Origin of the sequence: Micrococcus sp. KRD070 (genome assembly GCF_017168435.1) — a bacterium.
Classification (GTDB): domain Bacteria; phylum Actinomycetota; class Actinomycetes; order Actinomycetales; family Micrococcaceae; genus Micrococcus; species Micrococcus luteus.
The window spans coordinates 16,011-32,784 of the sequence record NZ_JABFNH010000005.1 but is presented as its reverse complement, the minus strand read 5'-3'; the positions used below and the strand labels follow the sequence as shown (position 1 = coordinate 32,784).

16 protein-coding genes are annotated in these 16,774 nt (G+C 72.8%); 7 read left to right on the top strand and 9 right to left on the bottom strand.

Annotated elements, in window-relative coordinates; genetic code table 11:
* The first annotated feature begins 18 nt into the window (after nucleotides 1-18).
* Complete coding sequence (locus J1M38_RS01910; RefSeq protein WP_206482133.1) at nucleotides 19-1,149, top strand: trans-acting enoyl reductase family protein; 1,131 nt, start codon at nucleotides 19-21, stop codon at nucleotides 1,147-1,149.
* Between the two features lie 28 nt (nucleotides 1,150-1,177).
* Here J1M38_RS01910 and J1M38_RS01905 read toward each other — a convergent pair whose 3' ends face one another.
* From J1M38_RS01905 to J1M38_RS01895, 3 genes are all read right to left on the bottom strand, one after another.
* Nucleotides 1,178-2,830, bottom strand: coding sequence for an AarF/ABC1/UbiB kinase family protein (locus J1M38_RS01905; protein WP_144869088.1), 1,653 nt, complete (start codon nucleotides 2,828-2,830; stop codon nucleotides 1,178-1,180).
* Nucleotides 2,831-2,840: 10 nt separating this feature from the next.
* A complete protein-coding gene (locus tag J1M38_RS01900; RefSeq protein ID WP_186299335.1) occupies nucleotides 2,841-4,196 on the bottom strand; it encodes a DUF4921 family protein in 1,356 nt (451 codons plus the stop codon).
* Between the two features lie 70 nt (nucleotides 4,197-4,266).
* Nucleotides 4,267-5,277, bottom strand: coding sequence for an NADP-dependent oxidoreductase (locus tag J1M38_RS01895; RefSeq protein ID WP_206482132.1), 1,011 nt, complete (start codon nucleotides 5,275-5,277; stop codon nucleotides 4,267-4,269).
* Between the two features lie 187 nt (nucleotides 5,278-5,464).
* Here J1M38_RS01895 and J1M38_RS01890 point away from each other — a divergent pair, with 187 nt between their 5' ends.
* Nucleotides 5,465-6,979, top strand: coding sequence for an acetyl-CoA hydrolase/transferase family protein (locus J1M38_RS01890; RefSeq protein WP_206482131.1), 1,515 nt, complete (start codon nucleotides 5,465-5,467; stop codon nucleotides 6,977-6,979).
* A 139-nt stretch (nucleotides 6,980-7,118) separates the two neighbouring features.
* Here the strand turns inward: J1M38_RS01890 and J1M38_RS01885 are convergent, their stop codons facing one another.
* Nucleotides 7,119-7,544, bottom strand: coding sequence for a membrane protein (locus J1M38_RS01885; protein WP_010080504.1), 426 nt, complete (start codon nucleotides 7,542-7,544; stop codon nucleotides 7,119-7,121).
* Entirely contained in the window at nucleotides 7,544-7,963 is a 420-nt protein-coding gene (locus J1M38_RS01880; RefSeq protein ID WP_017487949.1) for an organic hydroperoxide resistance protein, read from the bottom strand. The genes J1M38_RS01885 and J1M38_RS01880 overlap by 1 nt, the downstream gene beginning before the upstream one ends.
* A gap of 111 nt (nucleotides 7,964-8,074) precedes the next feature.
* Here J1M38_RS01880 and J1M38_RS01875 point away from each other — a divergent pair, with 111 nt between their 5' ends.
* Nucleotides 8,075-8,566 carry a MarR family winged helix-turn-helix transcriptional regulator gene (locus J1M38_RS01875; RefSeq protein WP_041103948.1) on the top strand — a complete coding sequence of 164 codons (492 nt, stop codon included), beginning with the start codon at nucleotides 8,075-8,077 and terminating at the stop codon, nucleotides 8,564-8,566.
* 32 nt (nucleotides 8,567-8,598) lie between these two features.
* Here the strand turns inward: J1M38_RS01875 and J1M38_RS01870 are convergent, their stop codons facing one another.
* From J1M38_RS01870 to J1M38_RS01855, 4 genes are all read right to left on the bottom strand, one after another.
* Nucleotides 8,599-9,405: an alpha/beta fold hydrolase gene (locus tag J1M38_RS01870; protein WP_060973487.1), complete on the bottom strand. Its 807-nt coding sequence runs from the start codon at nucleotides 9,403-9,405 to the stop codon at nucleotides 8,599-8,601.
* A gap of 26 nt (nucleotides 9,406-9,431) precedes the next feature.
* On the bottom strand, nucleotides 9,432-10,415 hold the full coding sequence (locus J1M38_RS01865; protein WP_206501161.1) for an NADP-dependent oxidoreductase: 984 nt from the start codon (nucleotides 10,413-10,415) through the stop codon (nucleotides 9,432-9,434).
* Nucleotides 10,304-11,164: a type 1 glutamine amidotransferase domain-containing protein gene (locus J1M38_RS01860; protein ID WP_342356192.1), complete on the bottom strand. Its 861-nt coding sequence runs from the start codon at nucleotides 11,162-11,164 to the stop codon at nucleotides 10,304-10,306. The genes J1M38_RS01865 and J1M38_RS01860 overlap by 112 nt, the downstream gene beginning before the upstream one ends.
* Before the next feature lie 114 nt (nucleotides 11,165-11,278).
* Entirely contained in the window at nucleotides 11,279-12,931 is a 1,653-nt protein-coding gene (locus J1M38_RS01855) for an ABC-F family ATP-binding cassette domain-containing protein (protein WP_061867061.1), read from the bottom strand.
* Between the two features lie 208 nt (nucleotides 12,932-13,139).
* Here J1M38_RS01855 and J1M38_RS01850 point away from each other — a divergent pair, with 208 nt between their 5' ends.
* Genes J1M38_RS01850 through J1M38_RS01835 form a run of 4 tightly spaced genes read left to right on the top strand, consistent with a single transcriptional unit; the run spans nucleotide 13,140 to nucleotide 16,771 of the window.
* A complete protein-coding gene (locus J1M38_RS01850; RefSeq protein WP_172717669.1) occupies nucleotides 13,140-14,228 on the top strand; it encodes a catalase family protein in 1,089 nt (362 codons plus the stop codon).
* Between the two features lie 53 nt (nucleotides 14,229-14,281).
* Nucleotides 14,282-14,977 carry a hypothetical protein gene (locus tag J1M38_RS01845; RefSeq protein ID WP_044659971.1) on the top strand — a complete coding sequence of 232 codons (696 nt, stop codon included), beginning with the start codon at nucleotides 14,282-14,284 and terminating at the stop codon, nucleotides 14,975-14,977.
* A 1-nt stretch (nucleotide 14,978) separates the two neighbouring features.
* Nucleotides 14,979-16,385 carry a Dyp-type peroxidase gene (locus J1M38_RS01840; protein WP_206481321.1) on the top strand — a complete coding sequence of 469 codons (1,407 nt, stop codon included), beginning with the start codon at nucleotides 14,979-14,981 and terminating at the stop codon, nucleotides 16,383-16,385.
* On the top strand, nucleotides 16,385-16,771 hold the full coding sequence (locus J1M38_RS01835) for a hypothetical protein (RefSeq protein WP_020624987.1): 387 nt from the start codon (nucleotides 16,385-16,387) through the stop codon (nucleotides 16,769-16,771). Before J1M38_RS01840 ends, J1M38_RS01835 begins: the two co-directional genes overlap by 1 nt.
* Nucleotides 16,772-16,774: the final 3 nt, after the last annotated feature.

Here is a 16,774-nt window from a genome sequence, read left to right as displayed (position 1 = left end):
GCGGCCTAGCGTGGGGCCATGACGGATTCTCCCCTGCACCTCGACCACCCCGACGCCCCCCGCATCATCGTGCTCGGCGCGACGGGCTACGCCGGATCCCTCGTCGTGGACGCCCTCGTGGCCCAGGGCGCACGGCCCGTGCTGGCGGGCCGGAACCGGGACTCGCTCCAGCACGCGGCGAGGCGGCACGACGGGCTGGAGGTCGCCGTCGCCGACGCCGGGGACCCCGCCTCGCTGAGGGCCCTGGTCACGGAGGGCGATGTGCTGGTCTCCACGGTCGGCCCCTTCGAACGCTACGGCCGACCGGTCGCCCGCGCCGCCGCGGAGCGGGGCGCGCACTACGTGGACTCGACCGGTGAGGTCGGCTTCGTGAAGGACCTCAAGGCGGACCTGGACGCCACCGCCCGACGCACGGGCGCCACCCTGCTGCCCGCCCTCGGCTTCGACTACGCGCCGGGCATGCTCGCGGGCGGGCTCGCGCTGGCGGAGGCCGGTGGACGCGCACGGTCCCTGCAGATCGGCTACTTCGCCGACGGCGAGCTGGACCCGCGCGTCGACCTCAGCCACGGGACGCGCCAGACGATGGTGGGCGCCCTCACCGAGCGGACGATCACGTGGCGCGGCGGGCGGCTGGCGACCACGGGCCCGGCCAGCCGGTCGGCCGTCTTCCGGGTCGACGGGCAGGACCGCCGCGGCGTGCTGTTCGGCGGCACGGAGTCCCTGTTCCTGCCGCGGATGCAGCCCGGCCTGGACGAGGTCGAGGTCTTCAACGGCTGGTTCCCGGCCCGGCCCACGCAGATCGGCGCCGCCGCCCTCGGCGCGGTGGGGTGGCTCCCCGGCGTCGCCCGCGGCGTGCAGGCCCTGCTGCGGCCCCTGGCCGGGGGCCCGGGTGGCCCCGACGCCGCGGACCGGGCCCGCACGGGCTCCCGGGTCGGGGCGATCGCGCGCGACGCGGCCGGCCGCGTCGTGGCGGACGTCCACCTGCGCGGCCCCAACGCCTACACGTTGACCGGTGACCTCATGGCCTGGGGGGCCCGGCAGCTCGCCGCAGGACAGGCCCGCGAGGCCGGCGTCGTCAGCCCGATCCAGGCGTTCGGCCTCGACGACTTCGAGACGGCCTGCGCCGCGGCCGGTCTGGTGCGGGCATGATCCCGACGACGGAACGCGCCCGCGGCCCTCAGCGGGGACGGCGGCGGGGGCGGCTGATCCAGGCCAGATAGGCGCTGCCGCCGGTCAGGGCGGCGCCGCCGGCGGCCACCACTGGCCCGGCGAAGCGGCCGAGCCGGTCCTTGTACGCCACGAGCACGTTCGTGCCGCCGGTGATCATCGCGGCCACCACCATGGCGGCCACCACCCGGTCGCCCGTCCGTTCGAGGCGCGTCACGAGCGGCTCGAGCTCGCTCGCGCGGACGGTGACGTCGATCCCGCCGTCGTCGATGCGTTCCATCACCTTGCGGGCGTACTCCGGCAGGTCGATGCCGAGCTCGGCCGCCGCGATCGTGGCCCGGCCGATCCGGCCCGCCACCCGTCGGGGGTCGAGGTGCTCCCCCACGAGGCGCAGGGCGAAGGGGTCGAGCACGCGGGTGTAGTCGAAGCCGGGGTGCAGGCGGCGGCCGATGCCGTCCACGATGATCAGCATCCGCAGCAGCTGCACGAGCTCGGGCGGCAGGGACAGCCGGTGGCGCCGCACGAGGGCGAAGATCTCCGAGACCAGCTGCGCCACGCGGATGTCCTCGAGCTCGCGCCCCTCGAGGCGGCCGATGATCCGGGCCACCTCCAGCCGGAGCCGACGGCGGTCCACCGGTCCGCGCGGCGGGGCGATGTCCAGCAGGGCCCGCACCAGCCCGTCGGTGTCCTGCCGGGCCAGCGCCATGGCCAGGCCCGCGAACCGGCGCCGGAGGGACGGGGAGATCCTCCCGACGGAGCCGAAGTCGATGAACCCGACGGTCCCGTCCGGCTCGATGAACAGGTTGCCCGCGTGCGGGTCCGCGTGGAACACGCCGTGCTCGAACACCATGGCCAGCAGCACGTCGGCGGCCCGGTACGCCAGTTCCTCCCGGTCGATGCCGGCGGCGTCGAGTCCGGCCAGATCGTCCACGCGCAGCCCGGAGAGCTCCTGCATGGTCAGCACGCGCGAGGTGGTCAGGTCCCACTCGATCCACGGGAACCGCACGCCCGGGGTGTCCCGGAAGCCGGCGGCGATCTCCTCGCAGGCCCGCGCCTCCACCACGTAGTCGAGCTCGGCGCGCAGGGAGCGGTCGAACTCATCCACCATGGTCGGCACGTCCAGATCGGCGAAGGTCCGCGAGGCCCGCGACCACGTGGCCGCCAGCGTCCGCAGGATCTCCAGGTCCGCCTGGGCCTGCTCCACCACACCGGGCTTGCGGACCTTCACGACGACGGCGCGCCCGTCATGCAGGCGCGCACGGTGGGCCTGACCGATGGAGGCGGTGGCCAGTGGCGCGCGGTCGAACCAGGCGAACAGTGCGTCGACGTCGGCGCCGAGGTCCTCCTCGACCGTCCGGGCGACGGCCTCGAAGGGCACCGCCGTCGTGCTGTCCGTGAGGCGGGCGAACGCCGCGCAGTAGGCCTCGGGGAACAGGTCCGGTCGTGCCGAGATCAGCTGCCCGAGCTTCACGAAGGTGACGCCCAGCTCCTCGAACGTGCGCACGAACAGCTCGGGGCGGGCCTCGGCGTCGATGCCCAGGTGCGGCTCCCCCTCCTCGAGGGGCAGCCACCGGGAGAGCCCGGCCTGCACGGCCGTGGCCCTGAGGCCGTTGCGGGCCATGACGTGGGCGATCTCGCGGTAGCGCTGCAGGTGGAGGGCCATGACGCCCACGCTACCGACCGCGCGGAGGGGTGAGCCTCGCCGCTCCGTCGGCGTACCGCAGGGCGCCCGGCCGGACCCGCGCGTCGGCCCCGATCCGCACCCCGTCTGCGAGCGCGCCCGCCGCCCGCAGCTCCCGCAGCCGCGCCAGCACCCGGTCCCGCACGTCCCACGGGCTGAGCGTGTTGACGTTGATCTTGGTGGCGCCCTCGAAGCCGGCGAGTGTGGAGACGCGCCACTTGAGCATCACGCGCCAGGGCATCGGGGACGCGACGCCGGGCGGGCGGGTGTGCCATTCCTCGTTGGAGGGGACGTCGGGCCCGGTGGCCGCGTGGGCGGCGTGCAGCAGGTCGGAGACGGCGCGCAGCTCGGCCGCGGACTGCCGCCACGGCTGCCCCACCGGGCTCGTGGAGTAGACCTCGACCGTCGGGTACCGGTGGCCGAAGCCGGCGAACATCACGGCGTGCTCGTTCGCGGCGATCATCAGGTCGTGCGCCACGGCCACGTCCAGCGCGGCGTGGTTGAACACCTGCGGGTCCTCGCGCAGCCGGTCCAGGGCGGCCGCGTTCTGCGCGCCGACCTCGTCGATGGCCACGAGCTGCTTGTGCAGGTGGTCGAAGGAGGCGCCGGCGGGCTTGAGCCAGTTCTGGAACACGGAGACGTACCGCACGGCGGGCGTGGTCGCGTAGAGGTCCCGCATCGCGTCGGCGGTCAGGGCCAGGAACGCGTGGTGCTCGTCCGGGGTCAGGGTGCCCGAGGAGGCCAGCTGGTGGTCGTCCACGGCCCCGTCGACGAAGTGCCGCCGAGCGATCACGACGTCGTGCGTGCCGCCGAAGAATGCGGCCGACGCCGCGATCAGCTCCGCCTCGGACATCGCCGCCGCCTCCTCCGCAGAGCGGCCGGAGGCGCGCAGCTTCGCGGCGACGACGGCGCGCACGTGGGCGCGGCCGGCCTCGGTGGCCAGGTACTCGTCACGTCGGCGGAGCGCGTCCGGGAGGAGTTCGTAGCCGTGGTTGAGACGCCAGTAGTCGTAGCTGAGGATCTCGAAGAGGTTGGGGACCCGGCGGAAGGCCGGGGTCGTCTCCCCGAGCCGCTCCACGGCCGGGTGCCGCAGGATCTGCCAGGCCGGGGCGCCGTCGTCGGCCCTCGTGGAGACGATGCGTGACTTCTCCGGCGGCGTCTCCAGCAGGCGGTGCTCGCAGAAGGCGCAGTGACGGCCGTGCTGGGCGGGGTCGAGCGGCTGCGGGGCGGGCCGGACGAGGCCGAGCGGGCGGTGGCCGCGGCCGGGCACGGTCCAGACCTCGGTGCCGGTGAAGGGGTTGCGCTGCTTGACGGTGCCGTCCGGCAGTCGGGTGAGGGGCTCGCTCACAGACGGGTGCACGAGGCCAGGATACGAGGCGGTGCCGGCCCGGGCAGGCCGGCGCCGACGCGCCCGCCGGTCAGAACTCGAGCAGCACCTTGCCCTTGGCATGGTGGGATTCGAGACGCTCGAACGCCTGCTCCCAGTCGGCCAGGGGGTAGCGGCTGTCCACGGTCACGGCCAGCTCGCCGGCGTCCACGAGCCGGACGAGCTCGGCCAGGCCCGCCCCGTCCGGATGCATGAGGAAGAACTCGTAGGTCACCCCGGCCTTCTTCGCGGCCCGGCGCACCTTCGCACTGGCCACCCGGGAGACGACGGCGGCCAGCGGCCGACGCGACGGGCGCGCGGTCTCACGAAGGCTGCCGGGGCTCGGCGGGCCCGCGATGGTCACCAGCCGGCCGCCGGGCTCGATCGAGCCGAGCAGCTCGGCCATCTGATCACCGCCGATGAGGTCGAACACCTTGTCGAAGCGCTCGCCCCCCTCTGCGACGGTGCGGGCGCGATAGTCGATCACCGCGTCGGCGCCGGCCTCGCGGACGTACGGCTCACCCGCCGCGGAGGCGGTCACGGTCACGTGCGCGCCGCGCAGGTGTGCCAGGCGCGTGGCGATCAGCCCGACGCCGCCGGCGGCCCCGGTGATCAGCAGCCGCTCCCCGGGCTGCAGGTCCAGGTGCTCCGGGCCGAGTGCCTGCTGGGCGGTCAGGCCGGCGAGCGGCAGGCCGGCCGCGTCCGTCAGGGGCATGCGGGCGGGCGCGGCGGCCACCCAGTCCGCGCGCACCGCGGCCAGCTCGGCGAACGCCCCGTGGCCGGAGGGGTCCACGCGGGTGATCACCGCGTCACCCGGGGCGAACGCGGTCACCCCGGCGCCCACGGTCTCGACGATGCCGCTGAGCTCGTTGCCGGCGACCGTGGGGAAGGCGTCGGGGGCGATGGCCTTGAAGTCGCCTTCGCGGTGCATCGCGTCGACGGGGTTGAGGCCGACCGCGCGGGTGCGGATCAGCACCTCGCCGGCGCCGGCCGTGGGGGCGGGGACGTCGGTGAGGGCCATGGCCTCACGGCCGCCGTAGGACTGGAGGACGAGTGCTCGCATGACGCCGAGCCTAGGCGCGCCGACCCGGAGTGCCGAGCCCTGTTCGCCGTCGTCGATCACGCAGGTCGGGCTCGGTGACCTCCGGCGTGATCATCCCCACGGCCACCCGTGACGCGGGTACGCTGATCGCTGTTCCACGTCACAGCGCTCTCGCTCGACTCGTCTCACCCGCACGGAGGCCTCACCCATGTCGTCCCGCATCCACCACCCCGGCCTCCGGTCGAAGGTGATGTCCGCCGCGGAGGCGGCGGCGTTCATCCAGCACGGCACCACCGTGGGCATGAGCGGGTTCACGGGGTCCGGCTACCCGAAGGCCGTGCCGATGGCGCTGGCCGAGCGGGCCAAGGAGCTGCACGCGCGCGGCGAGGAGTTCCGCATCAACCTCCACACGGGGGCGTCCACCTCCGCGGAGATGGACGGTGCGCTGGCCGAGGCGGACGCCGTCGCGCTGCGCACCCCGTTCCAGTCGGACCCGACGATGCGCGCCAAGATCAACGCGGGCGCGATCGAGTACATCGACACGCACCTGTCCCACCTGGCGCAGACCGTGTGGAACGGCTTCTACGGGCCCATGACCACCGCGGTGATCGAGGTGTCCGGGATCCGCGAGGACGGCCGTCTCGTCCCCAGCTCCTCCGTGGGCAACAACAAGTCCTGGATCGACCTGGCGGATCAGGTGATCCTCGAGGTCAACTCGTGGCAGAGCGAGGACCTCGAGGGTCTGCACGACGTCTACTACGGCACCGCGCTGCCCCCGCACCGCACGCCGATCATGCTCACCCACCCCGCGGACCGCATCGGTGAGACGTACCTGCGGTGCGATCCGGCCAAGGTGGTGGCCGTCGTCGAGACCCACGCCCCGGACCGCAACTCCCCCTTCAAGCCCGCCGACGCGGACTCGGTCGCGATCGCCCAGCACCTCGTGGAGTTCTTCGAGCATGAGGTGGCCCAGGGCCGGTACGACGAGCGGCTGCTGCCGCTGCAGTCGGGCGTGGGCAACATCGCGAACGCGGTGATGTCGGAGCTGGTGAAGTCCCGGTTCACGGGCCTGTCCGCGTTCACCGAGGTGGTGCAGGACGGCATGCTCGACGCCCTGGACTCCGGCACGCTGGCGACCGCGTCCGCGACCGCGTTCTCCCTGTCCACCGAGGCCGCCGAACGGTTCAACGACAACGCCGCGAAGTATCGGGACAAGCTGATCCTGCGCACCCAGGAGATCTCCAACCACCCCGAGCTCGTGCGCCGCCTCGGCATCCTCGCCATGAACGGCATGCTCGAGGCCGACCTGTACGGCAACGTGAACTCCACGCACCTGATGGGCACGAAGATGATGAACGGTCTCGGCGGCTCCGGCGACTTCGCCCGCAACGCGTTCACGTCGTTCTTCCTCACCCCGTCCACGGCCAAGGGCGGGGACATCTCCTGCATCGTGCCGATGGTCTCGCACGTGGACCACACCGAGCACGACGTGCACGTGGTGGTCACCGAGCAGGGGCTGGCCGACCTGCGCGGCCTCTCCCCCAAGCAGCGCGCCCGCACGATCATCGACACGTGCGCGCACCCGGACTACAGGGAGCAGCTGCGGGGCTACTTCGACCGCGCGATGCGTGAGTCGGACGGCCTGCACACCCCGCACCTGTTGGGCGAGGCCCTGTCCTGGCACCAGCGCTTCCTCGAGACCGGGACGATGCGTCAAGGCTGACGGCCCGCCGGGCCGGACACCTGCGGGACACCTGCGACGGGGCACCCTACAGTGGGCCGCGCCTCGCGGCAGGGTGAGATCACGCCGGCTCCGGGCACGTGCCCGGAGCCGGCCCAGGGCCGCAGGACCGGCGACGGCGTCAGCCGCGCCCGCCCTGCTCCCGCTCGGGGATTCCCGCGGCCCACAGGGCGGCCGCGATGAGGGCGGGCTGGCCGAACAGCCGCGCCAGGCGGCGACCGTCCGTGTCCAGCCCGAAGCCGTCCTTGCGCTCGGCGTACTGCCCGATGTTCCCGGGGTAGATCGCGGTGTAGAAGGCCGCCAGGGCGGTGCCGGTCAGGCGGCGCTGCCCGGGGAGCGCCAGCAGAGCGGCCCCGAGGCCGATCTCGGCCACGCCGGATCCGAGCACCACGAGGTCCGCCGGGAGCGGGACCCACGAGGGCACCTGGGCGCGGAACTCACGGCGCGCCACGGTGAGGTGGGACAGCCCTGCGGCGGTCATGAACCCGCCGAGGCCGAGGCGGGCGGCGGTCTGCGAGAGGGGGACGGACTGCCGACGCTTCGTCATCACGCCTCCCCGAGCTCGAGGACGACGTCGATGTTGCCCCGGGTGGCGTTCGAATAGGGGCACACCTGGTGCGCCTGCTCCATGAGGGCGCGGGCCTGGTCCGCGGGGACATGGGGCAGCACGACCTCGAGGGTGACCTCCAGGCCGAAGCCCTCACCCTGGCGGCCGATGCCCACGCGCGCGCCGACGGAGGAGTCGGTGATGTCGGCACGGGAGGCACGGGCGACCATCTGCAGGGCCGAGTGGAAGCACGCGGCGTAGCCGGCGGCGAACAACTGCTCGGGGTTGGTGCCCTGGCCGGAGCCGCCCATTTCGGTGGGCACGGCGAGGTCGAGGTCGACCCGCCCGTCGGTGGTGCGGACATGGCCGTCGCGGCCGGCGCCGGTGCTGAGCGCCTCGGCGGTGTAGATGGTCTCCATGGGAGGTCCTTTCATCCGCCCGCCCCGTGCGGGACGAGTCGGCTCCAGCCTGCCACCCTGTTAGGTCGCGCGCAACCAAGTCGCTCCCCAGCGACCACTAGAATCGCTCCCATGGATGCCGCGCCGACCCCCAGCCTCGCCCTCGAGGACCAGCTCTGCTTCGCCCTGCACCGGGCGGCGCGCGCCGTCACGCGCGGCTACGGCCCCCTGCTGTCCCGCCTCGGCCTCACCTACCCGCAGTACCTCGTGATGCTCACCCTGTGGCAGGCGGAGGGTGACGCCTCGGCCGAGACGGATGCGTCGACGCCGAAGACCGCCGGGGCACTGGGGGTCGGCGCGCTGCGGGACAGGCTCGGCATGGACAACGGCACCATCACGCCTCTGGTGCGGCGCCTGGCCGGCATGGGGCTCGTCACGCGGGAGCGCGACGTCCGCGACGAGCGGCGCGTGCTGGTGCGGCTGACGGACGAGGGGCGGGCGCTGCGGGCGTCCGCCCGGACGGTCCCGGTGGACGCCCTCACCCGGATCCCCCTCGACGTCGCCGAGCGCCAGGTCCTCATGGACCAGCTGAACCGAATCACCGAGGCCGTCGGGCCGCGCTGAGACGGCGGGAGCGGCCCGCGCGCGGAGCGCGGTCAGCGCACCCGGTCCAGGATCGCCCGGGCGACGGCGTCCGCCTCGCGCTCGGGCAGCCAGTGGTCCGCGTCGAGCTTCACGAACCGGTACTCCCCCGCCACCTGCCCGGCCGTGAGCTCGGCGGCCCGCGGCCCCAGGGCCGCGTCCCGGGTGCCCCACACGTACGTGGTGGGGACCGACACGGGCGCGCTGCGCGTGGTGGTCACCAGATCCGGGTTCGCCCGATACCAGTTCACCGGACCGCGCAGGCTCTGCGGGGTGGAGAACCGGCGGGCGTAGTGCTCCGCCCCGGGGACCTGCCCCCGCTGCAGCAGGGAGCCCAGCCGTCGCGCGAGGATCCGTTCGGGGAGGGACGGTGCCTGGAAGGCGGCGATGTACCAGCTGCGGCGCAGCTGGTCCGGGCCGCGCAGGGCGCGGGCCAGGGCGGCCGGGTGCGGCGTGGACAGGACGGTCAGGGACGCGACGCGCTCGGGGTGCGCGGTGGCCAGTGCCCAGGCGACGGCGCCGCCCCAGTCATGGCCCACGACGTGGACGCGCCGCGCCCCCGCCGCGTCCGCCAGCGCGACGGCGTCCCCCACGAGCGCCGGGAGGCGGTAGGCCGCCGTCGCCCGCGGCGCGGCCCCCGGGGAGTAGCCGCGCTGGTCCGGCGCGAGGGTGCGCAGCCCCGCGGCGTGCAGCAGCGGCTCGACGTGCCTCCAGGACGTGGCGTCCTGCGGGAAGCCGTGCAGCAGCAGGACCACCTCCCCCTCGGCCGGCCCGCCGTCGCGGACATCGAAGGTCAGGCCCTGATGCCGGAAGGTGTCCATGCCGCCCCCGAGTGCGCCGTCGCCCGTCACAGCCGGACGAGCATCTTCCCCGTGTTGGCACCCTCGAGCAGGTCGATGAACGCCTGGGGTGCGTTCTCCAGACCCTCCCGGACGGTCTCGTCCCAATGGATCTTCCCGGCGGCGACCCACGGGCCCACGCGCTCCAGGAACTCGGGGCGGACCTGCGCTGCGTACTTCTGCAGGACGAAGCCGCGCAGGGTCAGGCACTTGCCGATCGCCAGGGCGAGGTTGCGCGGGGCGGCCGGCGGCTCCGTCGAGTTGTACTGGGCGATCGCGCCGCACATCGCCACGCGGCCGTCGACCCGCATCGCGGCGATGGCGGCCTCGAGGTGGTCGCCGCCCACGTTGTCGAAGTAGACGTCGATGCCCTCCGGCGCCGCCTCGGCCAGCAGATCGGTGGGCGAGCCGTCGTGGTAGTCGAACGCGGCGTCGAAGCCCAGCTCCTTCACCCGCGCCACCTTCTCGGGCGTGCCCGCCGAGCCGACCACGCGCGAGGCGCCCAGCAGGCGGGCGATCTGGCCGGCGACCGAGCCGACGGCCCCCGCGGCGCCCGAGATGAAGACGGCGTCGCCCTCCTGCATCTCGGCCACGTGCACGAGGCCGGTGTAGGCGGTCAGACCCGTCATGCCCAGCACGCCCAGGTAGGTGCTGTCCGAGAACTGGGAGGTGTCCACGGCCTGGACGGCGTCGCCGTCGAGGACGGCGTGCTCGCGCCAGCCGCGGCCGTGGAGCACGGACGTGCCCTCCGGCACGTCCGCGTGGCGCGAGGCGATCACGGTGCCCACCGCGCCGCCGTCGAGGGGGGCGTCGAGCTGGAACGGAGGCACGTAGGACTCGACGTCGTTCATGCGGCCGCGCATGTACGGGTCCACGGACATCACGGTGTTGCGCACGAGGACCTGGCCCTCGGCGAGCTCGGGGAGCTCGACCTCCGTGAGACGGAAGTTCTCCGGCGTCGGGGCGCCGTGGGGGCGGGAGGCGAGGTGGATCTCGCGCGGTTACACCGAAGATGAAAAACTGAACATCGCCAAACGTCACCTGCTGCCGAAGAAGATTGAACGTAATGCATTGAAAAAAGGTTTTTTTTTTTCAAGCAGAAGACGGCATACGAGCTTACTACGCGTCTCGTGGGCTCGGAGATGTGTATAAGAGACAGGTCCGGGCCCTTGCGGTAGTCCGCGCCGGCGGCGATCAGCGAGTCCTCGACGAGGAACGGGACGACGTCCGTCAGCTGGGCGGCCTCCTCCTCGCCGTTGGTGAACCCGGTGACCTGACGGCCGCGCACGAACGGGGTGCCGTCGGCGGCGGTGATCGGGTGCAGGATCCCGGGCGCGTGGCAGACGAGGCCGAGCGGGCGCCCGGCCGCGTCGCTGTCGAGGATGATCCGCGTGGAGTCGGCGTCGGACACCAGGTCCCACAGCGGGCCGTGACCGCCCGGGTAGAAGACGGCGTCGAACCCGTCCACGTCCACCTGGGCCAGGGGCGTGGTGTGGGCCAGGGCGGCCTTGGCCTCCTCGTCCTGGTCGAACCGGCGGGTGGCGTCGGTCTGCATCTCCGGCTGCGAGCTCGTCGGGTCGATGGGCGGCTGGCCGCCGCGGGGCGAGGCGAGGGTGACCTCGTGGCCGGCGTCCGTGAAGACGTAGTAGGGCGAGGCGAACTCCTCGAGCCAGAACCCGGTCTTGCGGCCGGTGTCGCCCAGCTGGTCGTGCGAGGTGAGGATCATCAGGATGCGGGACATGTCTGGGGGCCTTTCGTCGGTGGGGACTGCACTCTCATGGTCGTACGCAACCGAATCTCGGGCAAGGGTGACGGTGCCCACCGGCCTCACGCCGCGGCCGCCGCGCCCAGGACATCAGCGCTCCGTCACCCGCCCGTCCTGGACCTGCCAGCGGCGGTCGGTGCGGACGGTGTCCAGCATGCGGCGGTCGTGGGTGACGAGCATCAGGGCGCCCTCATAGGTCTCCAGGGCCTGTTCGAGCTGCTCGATGGCCTCCAGGTCCAGGTGGTTGGTGGGCTCGTCGAGCACCAGGACGTTCACCCCGCGGGCCTGGAGCAGGGCCAGGGATGCCCGGGTGCGCTCGCCGGGCGAGAGCTCGTCCACGGGGCGGTTCACGTGGTCGGCCCTGAGGCCGAACTTGGCCAGCAGGGTGCGCACCTCCCCGGAGGCCATCTCGGGCACGAGCGCCTCGAAGGCCGCGGCGAGCGGGACGGTCCCGACCAGCAGCGAGCGCGCCTGGTCGATCTCCCCGATCTGCACGCTGGATCCCAGGGCGGCCGTGCCCTCGTCCGGGGCCTGGCGGCCCAGCAGCCCGCGCAGCAGGGTGGACTTGCCGGCCCCGTTGGGCCCGGTGATGCCGATCCGCTCTCCCGCGTTGACCTGGAGGGACACCGGGCCGAGCGTGAAGCCACCCAGCCGGAACACGGCGTCGTTGAGGGTGGCGACCACGGAGCTGGAGCGCGGCGCCGCGCCGATGGTGAACTCCAGCCTCCACTCCTTGCGTGGCTCCTCCACCTCCTCCAGGCGCGCGATGCGGCTCTCCATCTGCCGGACCTTCTGGGCCTGCTTCTCGCTCGACTCACTGTTGGCCTTGCGGCGCAGCTTGTCGTTGTCCGGAGACTTCTTCATCGCGTTGCGCACGCCCTGGCTGGACCACTCCCGCTGCACGCGGGCGCGGGAGACGAGGTCCTGCTTCTGCTCGGCGAACTCCTCGTACTTCTCCCGGGCCTGGCGGCGCAGGGTGGCCCGCTCCTCGAGGTAGGCCTCGTAGCCGCCGCCGTAGACGCGGTTGGTGCGCTGGGCGAGGTCGAGCTCCAGGACGCGGGTGACGCTGCGGGCGAGGAACTCGCGGTCGTGGCTCACCAGCACGACGCCGCCGCGCAGCTCCTGCACGAAGGCCTCCAGGCGGGTCAGGCCGTCGAGGTCCAGGTCGTTGGTGGGCTCGTCCAGGAGCACGACGTCGAAGCGGGAGAGCAGCAGCGCGGCGAGGCCGACGCGGGCGGCCTGCCCACCGGAGAGGGAGGTCATGAGGACCTGTTCCGGGGAGGCGGAGAGGTCCAGGCCGAGGTCGGCGAGGACGGCGGGGATGCGCTCCTCCAGGTCCGCGGCGCCGGAGGCCAGCCAGCGGGTGAGGGCGGTGTTGTAGCGGGCCGCGGCGGCGTCGGTGACGTCCGGGTCCGCCAGGGCCTCGGCGGCCTCGTCCATCTCGGTCTGCGCGGCGGCGCACCCGGTGCGGCGGGCGATGTACCCGGCCACCGTCTCCCCCGACACGCGCTTGTGCTCCTGCGGGAGCCAGCCGACGAAGGCGTCCGAGGGGGCGAGGGACACGGTGCCGGCCTGCGGGGCCAGGTCCCCGCCGAGGATGCGCAGCAGCGTGGACTTGCCTGCGCCGTTGGCCCCCACGACGCCGACGACGTCCCCCGGCGCGACGGTGAGGTCGAGCGCGTCGAACAGCGTGCGATGGCCGTGGCCGCCGGCCAGGCCGGAGGCGACGAGGGTGGCGGTCATGCTTCTCCTGGCTCGAGTGCGCTTCCCTGGGGCGGGTCACCGCCACACTGTCACAGATCCCCCGGGGCACCGCCCCCGGGCCCCGACTCCCAGACCTGCGGCGCGCTTCCTTCCTTGCCCTGACATGGGGAGGGTCATAGCGTCGCCAGGGTCAGGTGCGCGGCTCCGCGCGGCGCACACGGCGCTCCAGAGAGAAGGCAGAGCACTGATGACTGAACCGGTGAAGTACACGCCCGACATCGAGCATTCGGTCGACCGCGAGGAGGACCTGACCCGCGAGATCCTGGCCCAGATGGGCGCGGCACAGCGCCGCGCGGCGGGAGAGCACAAGCACGCCCACCGCGACGCCCACGCCAAGAGCCACGCCGTCCTCAAGGCCACGCTGGAGGTCCATGAGGGCCTGGCTCCCGAGCTGGCGCAGGGCATCTTCGCCCGTCCGGGCACCTACGAGGCGGTGGCGCGGCTCTCCTCCGCACCCGGGGACATCCACACCGACCGCACTCCCGCCCCGCGGGGCTGGGCCTTGAAGGTGCTGGGGGTGGAGGGCAAGCGGCTGCTGCCGGACCTGGACAGCCACAATCAGGACTTCCTCATGGTGAACTTCCCGACGCTCGCCTTCGGCACCGTGGCCCGCTACAAGGAGATGCTGAGCCTGCTGGAGAAGAACTCCCAGTCCCCCGAGCTGCTGCAGCGCCTGACGACGGGCGCCGCGCGCGTGGTCCGGGGTGCGGTGGAGACCGTCGGGGGGACCCCCAGCGCCACCCTGGAGGGCCTGGGGCGGGACAACGCCCACGTCCTCGGCGAGACGTACTTCACCCAGGGCGCCCTGCGCTACGGGGACCACGTCGCGAAGATCTCGCTGGCCCCGGCGTCCGAGAACGTGCGCGCCCTGACCGGTCAGGACATGAAGGTGGAGGACTTCTCCTCGATCAGCGAGATCGTCGCCGACTTCTTCTCGCGTGAGAGCGCAGAGTACGTCCTGCGGGCGCAGCTGGCGACCGACCCGGAGCGCATGCCGGTGGAGGACGCCTCCGTCCTGTGGGACGAGGAGGAGGCCCCGCACCAGCCCGTCGCCACCCTGCGCATCGAGGCGCAGGAGAGCTACAGCCATCCCCGCCGCGTCTACGGCGACGACGCCCTCACCTTCAACCCCTGGAACGGCGTGGTCGAGCACCAGCCGTTGGGCTCCATCATGCGCGTCCGCAAGCGCGCCTATGAGCAGTCCACTCGCTTCCGCCACGAGTTCAACGACCGCCCGGCCCCCGAGCCGTCGTCGCTCGACGACATCCCGGACTGATCCCGGCCCCACCCCTCACCATTCACCCCAAAGGATTCTCGAAGGAGGACCTCATGACTGACCGCTCAGACCCCCGGCTCCAGGACGAGAGCCGTCTCGACGCCGTCAAGCGCGCCGTCGAGGACGTCGCCCAGGACGCCCCCACGCTGGCCAAGATCGCCCTCGAGGCGATGATCCGTGAGCACAACCCGGACCTGTCCGGCACCGCCGACTCCGCCGGCCGCGTGGGGATGCGCTCGGGCAAGGTCTCGGAGCTGACCGCGATCGCCCGCCTCAAGCCGGGCGGCGCCGAACGGCTGCAGCGCATCTTCGACCTGACTCGCGGCAACATGGACGGCGCCCAGCGCGTGTCCACGCTGCACGACATGCGCTTCGTCTTCTTCGACGACAACACCCGCATCCTCTTCGCCACGGCCTACGACGGCGACTGGGACGCGTACATCAACGACTTCGCCACCAAGATCCCCGAGCTGATGGACCTCCTCTTCCAGAACGTGGAGGGGTGGCCGGGCATCGACAGCCCGACCGTGAAGGACTTCATCGCCGACCACCAGATCACCGCCTCCGGGTGGTTCGTGGCGAACCCGCAGGTCACCGTGGTGGACACGCGCCGACTGCAGCGCACCGAGGACGCGGTGAACACCTTCCTGGACCAGATGGCCGGGCGCACCGACCTGGACGAGGACACCGCGGCCGCCCTGAAGCAGCTCACCGACACGATCTCCACCCCCGAGGCGGTGGATTACTGAGATGGGCGTGCTCAAGGACCTGAAGGAACGTTTCGATCGGGAGCGGGTCGAGCTGGACCTGGACGACATCCAGGGCCTGGTGCTGCGGTCGCGGCCTGAGCCCTACGTCGGCGCCCACGCCATGCTGACCGTGGAGGGGGCCGAAGGCGGCCGGGACTTCGTCCGTCGCCTGGCCGAGCACGTGACCTCCGCGCAGGACTGGGCAGACGACCTGCAGTCCTGGACCGGCGTGGCGATCAGCTATGCCGGCCTGCGCGCCCTGGGGCTGCCCGAGGACTCCCTGTCCAGCTTCCCTTTGCCCTACCAGCAGGGGATGGCCGCCCGCGCTCAGCAGCTCATGGACACCGGGCCGAACGCCCCGGAGCACTGGGACGAGGCGTTCACCCAGGACGCCTGTCACATCGCGCTGACGATCTACGCGGCCGACGCCGACGCCCTGGACGCCGCCCTGGACCAGGCGGAGAAGGTGCTGGAGCACTCCACCGGAGTGACCCTGGTGGCCACCCACCGGTTCGGGGTCGACGAGCTGAACAAGAACCCCTTCGGCTTCCGGGACTCCATCTCGCAGCCGACGGTGGCCGGCAGCGGGGTGCGGCCCCAGCCGGGCCAGGAGCGCTCCATCTCCGCCGGCGAGTTCATCCTGGGCGAGAACAGCGAGACCGGCTCCCCGCTGGCCGTGCCGCAGCCGGACGTGCTGGGCCGCAACGGGACCTACGTGGTGCTGCGCAAGTTCGCCAGTCGGGTGGGCGCCTTCAACGAGTACCTGGCCTCGCAGAGCCCGGACCCGGAGGAGCAGCACCGGATCGCCGCGAAGATGTTCGGCCGCTGGCGCAGCGGCGCCCCGCTGGTGCTCTCCCCGGACCACGACGACGAGGAGCTGGGCAACGACCCGCAGCGGCGCAACGACTTCACCTTCGAGGACGACCCGAAGGGCCTGATGTGCCCGCACTCCAGCCACATGCGTCGCCTCAACCCGCGGGACAGCGACCTGTCGATCATGACGGACGTGAACATCAAGCGGATCATCCGGCGCTCCTCGACCTACGGTCCCGGGTGGTCGCCGGAGGTGACCTCGGCCGACGACGCGAAGGAGGACCGCGGGATCTACTTCATCTTCATCAGCGCCCGGGCCTTCGACACGATCGAGTTCATGCAGCAGGAGTGGATCAACGGAGGCAACTTCGTCGACCTCGGCTCCGAGCGGGATCCGATCGTCGGTCTGCACGAGGACGACCCGACGCAGGGACGGTTCACCATCCCCGCCGAGCCGGCCCGCAAGCGCATCGACGGCATCACCACCTTCAACCGGATGGCCGGGGGCGAGTACCTCTTCATGCCCTCGCTCAGCGCCCTGCGGTGGATCGGTGAGGGTGGCTGGACCTCCGAGCAGTCGGACGCCGAGGCGTGATGCAGCCTCCGTCCCCGGGCGGCCCCGCGGGCGCCCCGCCGTGGCAGGTTGACCTGGACTGGCTGTGGGGCACCCCGCCGGGCAACGACGGCTCCCCCGCGACCCTGCGGCTGGACGTCGTCGGCCCCGGGGCGGCCCGGGCGGCCGCCGCGTGGCTGGGCTCCCTGCCCGGGGGCGAGGACGGCGTGCGGGGCAGGGGCGGCTGGCGTGCCGACCCGGGCGAGCAGCCCGGCGCGGACGACCACGCCGTCCTGCTGCTCACCTCGGCGGGTGAAGACGTGGCGGACGGGCTGGAGGACGCCGCGGACGACGCCCACGCGGCGCTGGCCGCCGTCGGGGGCCTCACCCTGCGGTGGACTCCCCTGCCCCGTGACCCGTCCCGCTGAGGC

Excerpts from the sequence above, each read along its gene's own strand:
- J1M38_RS01860 (WP_342356192.1), bottom strand. The coding sequence starts at position 11,164 with ATGTCCCGCATCCTGATGATCCTCACCTCGCACGACCAGCTGGGCGAC.
- J1M38_RS01870 (WP_060973487.1), bottom strand. The coding sequence starts at position 9,405 with ATGGACACCTTCCGGCATCAGGGCCTGACCTTCGATGTCCGCGACGGC.
- J1M38_RS01880 (WP_017487949.1), bottom strand. The coding sequence starts at position 7,963 with ATGGAGACCATCTACACCGCCGAGGCGCTCAGCACCGGCGCCGGCCGC.
- J1M38_RS01875 (WP_041103948.1), top strand. The coding sequence starts at position 8,075 with ATGGATGCCGCGCCGACCCCCAGCCTCGCCCTCGAGGACCAGCTCTGC.
- J1M38_RS01855 (WP_061867061.1), bottom strand. The coding sequence starts at position 12,931 with ATGACCGCCACCCTCGTCGCCTCCGGCCTGGCCGGCGGCCACGGCCAT.
- J1M38_RS01885 (WP_010080504.1), bottom strand. The coding sequence starts at position 7,544 with ATGACGAAGCGTCGGCAGTCCGTCCCCCTCTCGCAGACCGCCGCCCGC.
- J1M38_RS01835 (WP_020624987.1), top strand. The coding sequence starts at position 16,385 with ATGCAGCCTCCGTCCCCGGGCGGCCCCGCGGGCGCCCCGCCGTGGCAG.
- J1M38_RS01840 (WP_206481321.1), top strand. The coding sequence starts at position 14,979 with ATGGGCGTGCTCAAGGACCTGAAGGAACGTTTCGATCGGGAGCGGGTC.
- J1M38_RS01850 (WP_172717669.1), top strand. The coding sequence starts at position 13,140 with ATGACTGAACCGGTGAAGTACACGCCCGACATCGAGCATTCGGTCGAC.
- J1M38_RS01905 (WP_144869088.1), bottom strand. The coding sequence starts at position 2,830 with ATGGCCCTCCACCTGCAGCGCTACCGCGAGATCGCCCACGTCATGGCC.
- J1M38_RS01895 (WP_206482132.1), bottom strand. The coding sequence starts at position 5,277 with ATGCGAGCACTCGTCCTCCAGTCCTACGGCGGCCGTGAGGCCATGGCC.
- J1M38_RS01910 (WP_206482133.1), top strand. The coding sequence starts at position 19 with ATGACGGATTCTCCCCTGCACCTCGACCACCCCGACGCCCCCCGCATC.
- J1M38_RS01890 (WP_206482131.1), top strand. The coding sequence starts at position 5,465 with ATGTCGTCCCGCATCCACCACCCCGGCCTCCGGTCGAAGGTGATGTCC.
- J1M38_RS01845 (WP_044659971.1), top strand. The coding sequence starts at position 14,282 with ATGACTGACCGCTCAGACCCCCGGCTCCAGGACGAGAGCCGTCTCGAC.